Here is a 12,161-nt window from a genome sequence, read left to right as displayed (position 1 = left end):
CCAATGACGAAATTGATGGGCAAGGATCTGCACGGGCTGACGGTCGCGACCGTGCTGCCGTTTCACGCCGATCTTTCCATCGACTGGGAGGGATATGATGCCGTGCTGGATTACTGCGCCATCCCCGGCAGCATCGCGGCAGTTTTGGTAAACGGCCATGCGGGCGAAGGCGGCGCGCTGAGCGACGACGAACGGCGCGAGGTCATCCGCCGCACCCGCGCCCGCATTCGTGCCAAGCCCCTGCTGGCAGGCGTCATCGCCCATAGCACCACCGATGCCATTGCGCAGGCCAAGCTGGCCGAGGCCGAGGGCGCGGATTGCGCCGTGATCTTTCCCCCGATCCCGCTTGGCGGTGGTGCCTCGCTGACGGCACGCGCGCCGGGTGCCTATATCCGGGCGATTGCCGAGGCAATCTCGATCCCGGTTTCGCTGTTCCAATACCCGGTTACGTCCGGGCTCGGCTATGGCACCGAGGTTCTGGCCGAACTGGCAACCATCCCGCAGGTCATCGCAGTAAAGGAAGGCAGCGACACAATTCTGGCCTATGACGAAAACTGCCGTGCGCTGGCCAAGGCTGCGCCAGATGTCGCGGTCCTGGCTTCGAATTACAACTGGTTCCTGCCGCAACTGGCAATCGGATGTCAGGGCATCCTGTCAGGGCTGATCAGTCTTGTTCCGGGCCTATTCGCCGATCTGTGGGCGGCCCATCGCGCGGGCGACCTGGCAGCGCTGCGGCGGGCCAACGACCGGCTTTATCCGGTGGTCCGCGCAATCTATCACGAAGCGCCCGTCATGGACATGCACACCCGCATGAAGACCGGGCTGAAAGCTATGGGTATCATTGCGCATGACCACCCCCGCGCACCGCTGATGCCGATCCTGCCCGAGGTCGAGGCCCGTATCCTTGCCGGTTTGGAACAGATCGGTCTGCTGCGGCAGGAGGCATAAGCAATGGGTGCCGATGATGAAAGCTTCTGGCATATTGTCCGGGTCGATATCGATCCCGAACACGAAGACGCCTTCAGCCGCTGGTATGTCGAACAGCATTTTCCCGACTTGCTGGCCTGCCCCGGTTGGCGCAGCGCCCGCCGCTTTCTTTCGCTCGGTGACGGGCCGCGCTATGCCGCACTTTACGAAGTCGACGGCGAATGGGCCTTCGACACGCCCGAGTTCAACAGGGTAAAGGGCTTTGGCCCCTTTACCCCGCACGTCAGGAACTTCACCCGGATCCAGCTTCGTCCGATCTCGGAAAGATTCGACGAGGTTGTTTGAGCTGCCCCTTGGCGGATGCACCGTCAAGGTTTTCCAAAGCTAATGACGGACCGGACAACGGCCGCATGACCCGACATGGAGATATGAAGATGAAACAAACCCTTGGCACCGCTTTGCTGGCCGCAACTTTTCTCGCCGTCGTGGGGCCTGTCGCCGCGCAGACCTGCACCCCGGCCATTTCTGATGACCATCTCGTCGAGCCGGGCAAGTTGATGCTTTCGATCAACCCGACGAACCCGCCGCAGCAATATGTTGACGACAAGGGCCAGTTGCAGGGCCTGAACGTCGAACTGGCCGCCGAGGTCGCCGAGCGGCTATGCATCCAGATCGAACTGGTGCGCATGGATTTCCCCGCCATGATCCCGGCGATGAACGCCGGCAGGATCGACGGGCTGAACACCGGCATGTTCTGGAACGAAGAACGTTCTAAGCTGATGTATACCGTGCCCTACAGCCAGCAGTCGATCTCGGTCGCGGTGCTGCCGGACAGCGATGTGCAGATGGCGGGCGATCAGGATCTGCTTGGCAAATCCTCGGCGGTCGAGGTGAACAGCTATCAGATGGCATGGCTGAACAAGTTCAGCGAAACAGCCGCGGCCGAGGGCAAAAGCGCCATCGACGTTCGCTCCTTCCCGACCGCAAGCAATGTCGTTGCTGCCCTGCGCGCACGTCAAGTGGACAATGCCGTGCTGGTCGACAGCGTGGCCCGCGATCTGGTCGGGCGCGGTCAGGTCAAAGAGGTGCTGTCGGGACTGGGCAAAACCCGCGCCACGCTGGCGTTTCGCGACAAAGCGGTAGCCGATGCGATCGTCACCGCACTGAACGAGATGCGTGAGGATGGCAGCTATGACGCTCTGTTTGAGAAATTCAGCCTGACCCCACTGGCGCAGGACGAACCGCTGGAAATCGCTGGCCCTGGTCCGGCGAATTGACGCCGAATGCGCGGAACCTCTGAACGAAAGCCCTGCAGATGACCATTTTCAACTTCGACGCCTTCGTAAATTATCTCTTCAATAGCTTCCTGCTTGGGGGCGTCGGAGTCACTATCGGCCTGACCGTGGCGGCCGTCATCGGCGGCCTTTGCCTGGGCATGATCATCGCGCTGATGCGCATGTCCGGCAAACCGCTGCTGGCCTTTCCGGCCCGTTTTTACATCTGGTTCTTTCGGGGCACGCCGCTGCTGATCCAGCTTGTGGTCATCTATGCCGGCCTGCCGCTGTTCGGCGTCAAGCTCAGCGTGCTTCAATCGGCACTGCTGGGCCTGATTTTAAACGAAGCTTCCTATATGGCCGAAATCGTCCGGACCGGTTTTCTGGCCGTGCCCAAGGGCCAGACCGAAGCAGGCTGGTCACTTAACCTCAGCCGCCGCACAATCTTTTGGCGGGTCACGCTGCCGCAGGCGTTCCGCTTGATGGTTCCGCCGCTGGGCAACTCGATCAACGGACTGCTGAAAGCGACCTCGCTGGCCTCGGTCATCTCAGTAGAAGAAATCATGCGCCGCAGCGATCTGCTAATGCAGGAACAGTTTCAGGTGCTTGAGGTATATGCCGCCGCGACAATCTATTACCTGATCCTTACCAGTCTTTGGGATTTGGTTCAGGCCCGGCTGGAGCGCCGCTTCGGACGCTCGGTCAATGCCACCACCGCCAGCACCACGAGCCTGAGCTTTCTGCGCCGCTGAGCCATCGGGACAAGGAATTTAGCCATGACCAACTCTACCGTTCCCGCCGTCAAACTGGCTGGCGTGATGAAACGCTTCGGCAACTTCGCAGCGCTGAGCGATGTCAATCTTGACATCGCAGCAGGGGAGAAGGTGGTTATCTGCGGCCCTTCGGGCTCGGGCAAATCGACACTCATCCGCTGCATTAACCATATCGAGCAGCATGACGGCGGCGAAATTTCCGTGAATGGCATCCGGCTGGATCGCAGCGCAGCCAGCGTCGCTAAGGTGCGCTCGGTGACAGGGATGGTCTTTCAAAACTTCAACTTGTTCCCGCACATGACAGTTCTAGAAAACTGCACTCTTGCCCCCCGTAGCACGCTGAAACTGTCTCGCGCGAAAGCCGAGGCGCAGGCGATGGAACTGCTGAGCAAGGTGCGAATCGGCGATCAGGCCAGAAAGTATCCCGGTCAGCTTTCTGGCGGTCAGCAGCAACGCGCCGCCATCGCGAGGTCGCTGTGCATGCAGCCCAAGATCATGCTGTTTGATGAACCGACCTCGGCACTTGACCCCGAAATGGTCAAGGAAGTTCTCGAAACGATGAAAGCCTTGGCGGGTGAAGGCATGACGATGATCTGCGTCACACATGAGATGGGCTTTGCACGGGAGGTAGCCGACCGCGTCGTGTTCATGGATCGCGGCAGCATCATGGAACAAGGCCGCCCGGACGCGTTCTTCAGTAATCCGCACACCGACCGCGCTCGTCAATTTCTGTCACAAATTATCCACTGAGGCACCACATGAAGGTTCTCGCGCCACTGAAGCGGGTAATCGACTACAACGTGAAGGCCCGCGTGAAGGCGGACGGATCGGGAGTTGATCTGGCCAATGTGAAGATGTCGATGAACCCGTTCGACGAGATCGCCGTCGAAGAGGCGATCAGGTTGAAGGAAAAAGGTGCCGCGGAAGAGGTCGTCGTGGTCTCTATCGGCGTCAAACAGGCCGCCGAAACGCTGCGCACTGCGCTGGCGATGGGCGCGGACCGGGCGATCTTGGTGGTCGCAGCCGATGACGTCCATACCGATATCGAGCCGCCGGCCGTCGCCAAAATCCTTGCCAAAGTGGTCGAGGAAGAACAGCCCAAGCTGGTCATCGCCGGCAAACAGGCGATCGACAACGACATGAACGCCACCGGCCAGATGCTGTCGGCACTGCTGGGCTGGAGCCAGGCTGCCTTCGCCTCGAAGCTGGACATCGAAGGCGATGCGGCCAAGGTGACGCGCGAAGTCGATGGCGGCTTGCAAACCATCGAGGTCACGCTGCCCGCAATCGCCACCGCCGATCTGCGTCTGAACGAGCCGCGCTATGCCTCGCTTCCCAACATCATGAAGGCGAAGAAAAAGCCGCTCGATGAGAAAACCGCCGGGGATTACGGCCTTGTGGGCGATCACTTCACCGCCGTCCCGGAACTGACTGAGAAGGTGTGATTCCGATGAATGGCGGGAGCTAAGCAGCCACAATCTGCTCGCTGAACCCGGACGGACACATTGATGCGGATGCCCAGCAGTCGCATTTCTCCGTCGTGCTGGAAACCGACGGAATCGATGGGCTTCCGCTGAATGGCCATGCGGGCGAAGGCATGTTCATGTCCCGCAACGAGCAGGCCCATGTTATCGCCCTTGATGTTGCATGCGCAGGCTGTAATCGAGCCGATTATCTAAGCCTGCTCAATGTCGGCGGCAGATACGGTGTGCCAAACAATGTTCGCTCCGGCACGATGCAGCTGGTGCATTGCCGCATTGACGTCAGGCAGCTTTCCACCCCTAGCAGTCCCCATCATCCGATCATGCTGCGCGATTGCGAATGGCAGCAATTTCCCACAGGAAGAAGACTCCTCACCGTCCCCCCGACCGCCTCCAGCCCCCTCACTGCGGCTCTTCGCGAAGAAAGCGGGCGGAAACGCCGCAGCCGCGCTTTAGCATGGCTATTTTGCCGAAGCGCGAGAATCTGCCTTGACGACAGTAACTGCCCCCACTGTCGTGAGCCATCGCGGCGCGTCTATGGGTCGACGGATCATCTCACGCCGTCAATATCAATGTAGATGATACTGGTCGCACTGTAATCTTGATGATCAGATGCGAGGTCGGTGCTATGAGTATTGGCGTTTTTCATGTCAGCTCAGACCGTTGTTCGAAGCGACGAAGGAGCGTAAAGGTGATTGATGATGCTTGAAAATTGCTTCCTTCGGTGCCTTGCAGTGCGGGTTGCTATTTTCAGCTTTGTAACGACGCTTATGGTGCCTTCTGCTCTTGCCCAGGATGTCCCCAATTTTCAGCCCCCCGATCTACGGCAGGTCTGCGTGGCGACTGCCGTTTATGACGCACCCGGCGGAACTCAGATCGGCCAGCTGAACCCGGGCGACCGTGTAGCGCGTCAATCGCTGCGGTTCGATGGTGACGGCACGCTTTTTTACGGATTCGACTACGGGGCGGCTATGGGCGTGGCTGAGGCGGCGGCACTGCCCCGCTCATGCGAGTTTGCCCTACGTGAAGCGGGTGCCCCCAGGTTCAAGGCTCCCCCGAACAGCTGCCACCTGATTGTGGCCTCCCGCCGCACGATTGGAGAGGTGAACACGGTCGCGGCGGATTATCCGGCCTTTGCGGCACAAATTTCGGCCTATAGCTCGGATAACGGATGGTATGCGGTATCGCTGGGCCTTGTGCGCAGTGATATGGCGGAAATCGTGCTGGCAGCTGGCGAGGGTCTGCCCGAAGACGCCTATTGCTCGGACGGCGTGCGTTTTGTAGCGGCGCTGAAGCCCGAGGGTCTGGGGCGGTTTGGTCCCGGGCAGTGGCGCGATCAGGACACGGCGACGCAGGCGACAGATGCAGGAGCGCTGCTGGCCGCCTGGGAAAACACCGCAGACACAATGTCGCTTGCGCAGGCCTGCCTTTTGGGCAGCTCGGTTTCATGCAATCGCTATGCTTGGGAATTGCGGGCAGCAAGCGAGACTTCGGCTGAAGCCGCCGCTACGCGCCTTCGCTTTGATCTTTATGGCTGCATGCTGGGCGAGGAGCACAGCTGCACCAATGCTCTTTTCGTGCCGCAAGACGATGCGATGGACCCGATTCTGGCCATGCTTCCTGCGGTTGAACGGCCAGCAGATGGCGCGGGTCTGATTCTGCCCGATCTTGCCGCCACCGCTTGCGACCGGAATGTCGTGCCCGCCTGCCACGCACTTGCGCGGCCATATATGGCTAAGCACGACATTAGTGCTGAAGAGTATATGACCCTGCTGGAGGGCACGGCCAAGGCCTGTCTTGCGGGCGGCGATTGTCAACCCTTCTCCGCTGCAGTGGTCGAATACCATCCGGTCATGGGAAAAAGCTGGGTGTCTGATCAGCTGGGCATCGGGCGCATTCTTTTCCCCTACTGCACCTCCGAAAAAGCCGCGCCTTGGGGCTGTGCGCTATCTGTGCGTTATCTCAGAACCTTTGCATTAGACGAGGGCACGGACCCTTTGGCCGCTGACAGTGCCGCCGGGATGATCGCCGAAGCCTGTGCGAATGACAGCCCCGAGGGTTGCGCCTATCAAAGCACGCTTTCGGCCCAGTTTGATCAGGCATCCCGCGATGCCGCCGCGCAAAAGGCTCAGGCGCTCTGTGCAGCCCAAGAGGATCCTGCGGCAATCTGCGCCGATCTGGTGCACGTTCTGGCCAGCGATCTGCCCGCCGCTAGCGGCCCGCTTCACGCCGAATATCAAAGACTCGCCGTGCTCTGCCGCGACACACGGGCAACCGAGACAGACAATCCCTGCACGGACGCGTTCCACTTCTATCTGACCAGTATCTCATATCAGGATCTGGCCAAACCGTTGGCGCTTCTGGAGGAGACGTGTAGCCTAGGGGGCAAGGTAACGGGCTGCGCGCCGCTTGGCCGGTATCACGAGGGCAAAACCTATACCCTGGCGGATGGTAGCGATTTTCGATCCGTTCCTGCGCCGGACAAGGCGCAGGTCGCTTGGCAGATCGGTTGCGACGGCAGTTTTGAAGGGATTGAAAGCTGCTCGGCACTTGGCCGCAGCCGTGAAGTGGCCAAAGACTACGCTGCGGCGGGCGATGCATTCGGCACGGGCTGCGATGCGGCGATCGCTTCGGGGAACGATCCCTCCGGCATCTGCTACGATGCCGCGAAAAACGCACGCAACGTTTTGCAGGATTATCCCAACGCCGAGCGTTATTTCGCCGCCGCCTGCTATCGCTTCGACGAACCTTTTGCCTGCAAGTTTCTTGGCCTGATGCGGGCTCAAGGTGAGGGCATGGATATCAATCTCGCGTCTGCGCGCGAGCTTTATCAATACGCCTGCTTTTACCCGACCGAAGTGCTGCGCGACGAGCAGGCCTGCATGCTGCTTGGACAGTTGGTTGTCGCCGAATACGACGCGCTCACAAAGGATCCGGCGCGCCAACCCGCGCTCGACCATGGCGATATGGACGAAATGGAGACGCTGACCTATGCCTCGCTTGCTTTGCAGATCGGCTGCAAAGGGGGCTATCAGGGCGGCTATCAGGCATCCTGCTCGGATTCGCGTGCGCTTCTTGACCGCTGGAGCAAAGGCGCCTATCCGACCCGGCCCGCAACCTGCACAACCATCGGCAATGATCACGTAATGCGGGCGCCCCAGACCTGCCGTGTGTTCCGGTTCTATCTGACCGGGGACATGGGCGGCCATGGTCCCGGTGCCGCGGCCACGGTGTTTGTCTGGCCCGACGGGCAGCGAACGATCACGCTGGAAACCGCTGATGCACTTTACCTGAATGACCATCCTGCCACATTCGACTACAGCCACGAAGGCTGGATCTGTTATCAGAACCAGTCGAGCGGGCGCAGCTTCTGCCTGCATTCGTCGTGAAGGTAGCAACGCCAGAGCGCGGCGGCTGCCTTTGTGACGCCTCTATCGACACCGTCATCAGCAATCACTTCAAGAACCACTACGAATGCATGACGGTGGATACAGTAGCGTGATCCGTGGCGGGCGGAGACATTCGACACCGCGGCTTGATCAAACTATATGTCAGCGGGACGCTGAACGAAGCAAAGTTCCATTAGTGGAATTCACATGCGTCTAAGGCGATGCTGGAAACGCCTGCGCGGCGATCATGTCGGACCTGATTTTGCTCGTCGCTTGTCAATCGCAGCATAGGACGGAAAAGGTCGCTGCCAGATACATCGGCATGTTAGGTTCAGGATTACCGGCATACGAAATTCGGGCGTGAATCGGGAGAGCTGGACCCGGCGCAGCTGGAACTGTCGTTGGAAGACCAGAAGACCGCCATCGCCGACACGTACGCATAGAGCGCCGCGCTTGAAGAAAGGATTGCGGCCAGCGAAACCAATCCCGAGAAACGCAAGCTTCGGGTCCGGCGCGTAGTCGAGCCCGACAGCATAGTCCGCCCCTGGGCGATAGTCGAAGACGCTCATATCATCCGGCGCGTCGCACTAGCCGTAGTTGTCGAGATACTGGTCCAGGAATTCGTAGTGCTCATACGCGCAAGATTGGTTTATCAGGGCAGTTTCGGATTTTGCATATATCCATTCTCGATACCTTTCCTGATCTCGAGCGCCTCGCTTTCGCTGATGTTAAGCTGCTTTGACAGATCGCCGGTGCCATCGATATCTGCCGCGTCCTGCACCGCCTCAGAGTTCTGCGCAAACCGTCCGCCGATATTCGGCGTGAAGTGCCTGCCACCCGAGGCGCTCTTGCGACTGAAGATCTGCGGCAGGGTCTTGTCCAGCCCCACCATCTTGTTGGCGGTCAGGGCACGCCTCCAGATATTTTCCCGTGATCATCGACCCAGCATCAGAATTTCTGGCACGATCACAGCAATCTCTGCAATCTGATAGATGTCGCCTTCGACGGAGAAGCCATCGGCGGCGAGACTTCTTCGCAGATTCCTCATTTCGTGCATAAATGCCTCTATTCGCGCTGGCTCGACGACACTCTGCCCGCGAAGCAGTTTCCCCAATCCTCGCATCATCTCGATGTCTTCGCTCAAAAACATATGTTGAACGCAGATGGTGTATGGGTCCGCATCACATAGCAAGGCTACGAGACCTATGTCACCGGAACTCAGCCGACTTTGGTCGGCGAGACCAGGGGGCTGGACATATGCAGGTTGGAACTGAGCCCTCTGAATCTCACGGGCAGCCGCTAAATCACGCTTTTGGTAATCGTCTGGATTCCTGAGGATATGATGCGCGCCGGGGCGCTCGATACGGCCCATGCTTCTTTCATAGGCCGCCATCGATTCCCTCTGTTTTGACGTGGTTTCCGCCGCGATACGACTAGCTTTCGCAAGTTGCTGGAGCACTCCGACGCGGCCGAACATCAGCATTCGCAGGTCATCTTTGTTAAGATGCCTCTCAAAGCTCGCGGTAATTTCGGCAGCCTTTTCGCGTGAAGACTCCCCATATCGGCTGCTTTCCTCGCCTGGAAATCTGACACGCAGTTTCCTACCTTCGTCGGCTAGTGCGTAAATATAGGTTTCGAGATCGACATGTGCCGCACGATCACCAACATCGCCCGTCATGCCATCGTTTTTGCGGCCGGCGACAGAACTGCGCGACAATGTCACCAAATCCGGAGCAGAAATGGCGAGGAGATCATAGATGGTTAAAGGGTCATCTGCTAAACCTGCAAGGTCGCGTCGATCCTGCTGACTCAGCAAGTGCAAGTTTTTTGAAATTTCAGGGAGAAGTGCATGAGTCCAGAAGCGGAGAGCGTCACGGATCTGCCTTTCTGTATAACTGAGGTGGCGTCGTCCCCGTTTATTACCCTCGAATTGCACGAGCGGGATCGCCATAATCCCGTATCCGCTTTCGCGAACTTGCTTTTTGAGCCACGGCTCGACGTCAGTCAGTGACTGCAGTTCCCCAATGTTGATTTCGCGCCGCGCCTTGAATCGTCGTCGGTTGAACCGATGCGTGACAGCCTCAGGGATTAACGACGGGTCCCTACTGAGCGCATCGGCATCAACCAGCATAACCGTGGTCGCAAATTCCGCGACAGGCACTTCAGACAGGTCAACGGCGCGGTCCAACGCTTCGCGATAGGCAAGCATGGCCTGCGCGACCATAGACGAGAACTCACGATCACCATTCATTAAGAGCCCTTTGTCATCAAACAACCGATTTGATTCCCAAGTCGATTGGACGCTCTACCGCAGATTGCACGGACCTTTTCTTCAGGGTCAATCGCAATGTCCAGAAACGCGTCAACGTCTTCTCCTTCTTTCTCAAGCCCGGAACTCGAACTGCCAAGATGCGCTGGCACCGATATTGATTCTCTATCGATGACTACCCATCATCCAAGCTTGGATGCTCTTGTTCGGCTTTTGGCTCGCCAAGCAGCACGAGAGCATCGGCAACAAGCAGACACGCGAGAGGACGCTACCCCATAATGATGAGCGCATCACGGCCATTGCGGGCGGCAATCTATGCCCGCTACTCGTCAGATCTGCAGCGTGAAGCCTCACTTGAAGATCAGATACGGCTTTGTCATAAAATGTGCGACGATAACGGCTGGCTGGTGACTGAGACATTTCAGGACCGAGCCGTCAGTGGTTCTTCGGACTTGCGCGCCGATTTTCAGAGGCTTCGGCAATCGGCATCGAAGGGGCAGTTCGACATCGTTGTTGCCGAAGCACTTGACCGCTTTTCAAGGGATCAGGAACATATCGCCGGCTTTCACAAGCAGATGAGTTTTCAGGGCATCCGCATCGTTACCAAGACCGAGGGCGAGATCAACGAGATGCATATAGGCTTGGGCGGCACGATGGCGGCCCTCTACATCAAGCATCTTGCCCAGAAGACCCACCGCGGACTTGAGGGCCGAGTGCGGAGCGGCAAGTCGGCCGGCGGCATCGGTTACGGTTACAGAGTCGATCGCCAAGCACTCGCCGATGGCAGCATGACCGCAGGCGATCGGGTGATCCATCAGCCCGAAGCTGCGATCGTGCGGCGGATCTTCCAAGAATATGCGGCCGGTAAGAGTGCCCGCAGCATAGCAATGGCACTGAACGCCGAATCGATCACCTCGCCCGCATCCGGTCGCAGCAGTGGAACTTGGAGCTTTTCCACTATCGGTGGCAATTGGAAGCGCGGCACTGGGATCCTGAACAACGAACTCTATGTTGGCAAGCTTGTGTGGAACCGCCTGCACTATCGCAAAGATCCCTCCACCGGAAAGCGGGTCTCACGGTTGAACCCACCGGAGGACTGGATCATCGAGGAGATGCCGCAGTTAGCCATCGTCGACCAGGCTCTGTGGGAGCGTGTAAAGGTCCGTCAACAGGCAACCCGCGAAGAGATCTTCGAGACCCGAGCCGCGAATCCTGACGCGCCGGGCACTCAGCGGGGCCTCCGGCCCCGATATCTGCTCTCCGACCTGATCCGCTGCGGATGCTGCGGGGGCGGGTATTCTATGATTAGCAAGAGCAGGTTGGGCTGCTCGACGGCGCGCAACAAGGGCACCTGCACCAACCGTCGCACTATCCTTCGTGAGGAGGTTGAGGAGCGGGTGCTCTCAGGCCTGAGAACTCGACTGATGAGGCCGGACCTGCTGCGCCGGTTTATAGATGAGTTTCAACGCGAGGTGCGGCAGGGGCGACTTGACACCTTGGCGGAACGGGCCGATCTCGAGCGGCGCCACGCCCGCGTAAAGAAAAGCATCGACAATATAATCACCGCAATCACCGAGGGATTGTATAGTTCATCCATGAAGGAGAAGATGGACGCGCTCGAAGCCGAGCGCGCCGAGATCGAGGCAGCACTCGAGCGAACTCTCGATCCATCTCCCGTGGAAATCCATCCTGGCCATGCCGCGATCTACGAGAAGAAGGTGGCGGCGCTGAGCACGGCGCTGAACGCCCAGGACACCCGCGCCGAGGCAGCGATGATTCTGCGCGGGCTGATCGAGAAGGTTGTGATCCACCCAGGACCGGAGGCACAGGAGATCGATCTTTATGGGGAGTTGGGTGCTATCCTGTCGCTCTGCGCAAACCCGGATACTGCACATGCCGACGCCCGCCGAAATGGCGGGCGTTTGCGGCAAGTAACGATGGTTGCGGGGGCAGGATTTGAACCTGCGGCCTTCAGGTTATGAGCCTGACGAGCTACCGGGCTGCTCTACCCCGCGCCAATGCATCGCGTGGATTGCGGTGCGGAATTT

9 protein-coding genes, 1 tRNA gene and 2 pseudogenes are annotated in these 12,161 nt (G+C 59.0%); 9 read left to right on the top strand and 3 right to left on the bottom strand.

The window, feature by feature from the left end; all coding sequences use genetic code 11:
• Window positions 1-3: 3 nt before the first annotated feature.
• The 8 genes and pseudogenes from JJJ17_RS18330 to JJJ17_RS18295 form a co-directional block, all read left to right on the top strand.
• Window positions 4-948: a dihydrodipicolinate synthase family protein gene (locus tag JJJ17_RS18330; RefSeq protein WP_200689083.1), complete on the top strand. Its 945-nt coding sequence runs from the start codon at window positions 4-6 to the stop codon at window positions 946-948.
• Between the two features lie 3 nt (window positions 949-951).
• Window positions 952-1,272, top strand: a complete 321-nt coding sequence (locus JJJ17_RS18325; RefSeq protein WP_200689082.1) for a DUF4286 family protein — start codon at window positions 952-954, stop codon at window positions 1,270-1,272.
• Between the two features lie 89 nt (window positions 1,273-1,361).
• A complete protein-coding gene (locus JJJ17_RS18320) occupies window positions 1,362-2,204 on the top strand; it encodes an ABC transporter substrate-binding protein (RefSeq protein ID WP_200689081.1) in 843 nt (280 codons plus the stop codon).
• A 38-nt stretch (window positions 2,205-2,242) separates the two neighbouring features.
• Window positions 2,243-2,953 (top strand): amino acid ABC transporter permease, encoded by a 711-nt coding sequence (locus tag JJJ17_RS18315; protein ID WP_200689080.1) that lies wholly within the window; start codon window positions 2,243-2,245, stop codon window positions 2,951-2,953.
• Between the two features lie 24 nt (window positions 2,954-2,977).
• Window positions 2,978-3,724: an amino acid ABC transporter ATP-binding protein gene (locus JJJ17_RS18310; RefSeq protein ID WP_200689079.1), complete on the top strand. Its 747-nt coding sequence runs from the start codon at window positions 2,978-2,980 to the stop codon at window positions 3,722-3,724.
• Between the two features lie 8 nt (window positions 3,725-3,732).
• A pseudogene (locus tag JJJ17_RS18305) lies at window positions 3,733-4,371 on the top strand (electron transfer flavoprotein subunit beta/FixA family protein); the annotation flags it as partial.
• 782 nt (window positions 4,372-5,153) lie between these two features.
• Window positions 5,154-7,844 (top strand): sel1 repeat family protein, encoded by a 2,691-nt coding sequence (locus JJJ17_RS18300; protein ID WP_200689075.1) that lies wholly within the window; start codon window positions 5,154-5,156, stop codon window positions 7,842-7,844.
• Between the two features lie 329 nt (window positions 7,845-8,173).
• Window positions 8,174-8,389 (top strand): annotated as a pseudogene (locus JJJ17_RS18295) (IS66 family transposase); the annotation flags it as partial.
• A gap of 107 nt (window positions 8,390-8,496) precedes the next feature.
• Here JJJ17_RS18295 and JJJ17_RS18290 read toward each other — a convergent pair.
• Both JJJ17_RS18290 and JJJ17_RS18285 read right to left on the bottom strand, forming a co-directional pair.
• Complete coding sequence (locus JJJ17_RS18290; RefSeq protein WP_200689073.1) at window positions 8,497-8,736, bottom strand: hypothetical protein; 240 nt, start codon at window positions 8,734-8,736, stop codon at window positions 8,497-8,499.
• Window positions 8,737-8,778: 42 nt separating this feature from the next.
• Window positions 8,779-10,095 (bottom strand): hypothetical protein, encoded by a 1,317-nt coding sequence (locus JJJ17_RS18285; protein WP_200689070.1) that lies wholly within the window; start codon window positions 10,093-10,095, stop codon window positions 8,779-8,781.
• Between the two features lie 296 nt (window positions 10,096-10,391).
• On the opposite strand from JJJ17_RS18285, the gene JJJ17_RS18280 reads away from it, so the two are divergent.
• Window positions 10,392-12,095, top strand: a complete 1,704-nt coding sequence (locus JJJ17_RS18280) for a recombinase family protein (protein ID WP_325168839.1) — start codon at window positions 10,392-10,394, stop codon at window positions 12,093-12,095.
• Here the strand turns inward: JJJ17_RS18280 and JJJ17_RS18275 are convergent.
• Window positions 12,052-12,128, bottom strand: a tRNA-Met gene (locus JJJ17_RS18275). The two genes, JJJ17_RS18280 and JJJ17_RS18275, sit on opposite strands and share 44 nt — an antisense overlap.
• Between the last annotated feature and the right edge of the window lie 33 nt (window positions 12,129-12,161).

The organism is Paracoccus caeni, assembly GCF_016629665.1.
Classification (GTDB): Bacteria; Pseudomonadota; Alphaproteobacteria; order Rhodobacterales; family Rhodobacteraceae; genus Paracoccus; species Paracoccus caeni.
The sequence above is the reverse complement of the archived record's forward strand: the minus strand, read 5'-3'. Positions and strand labels throughout refer to the sequence as shown.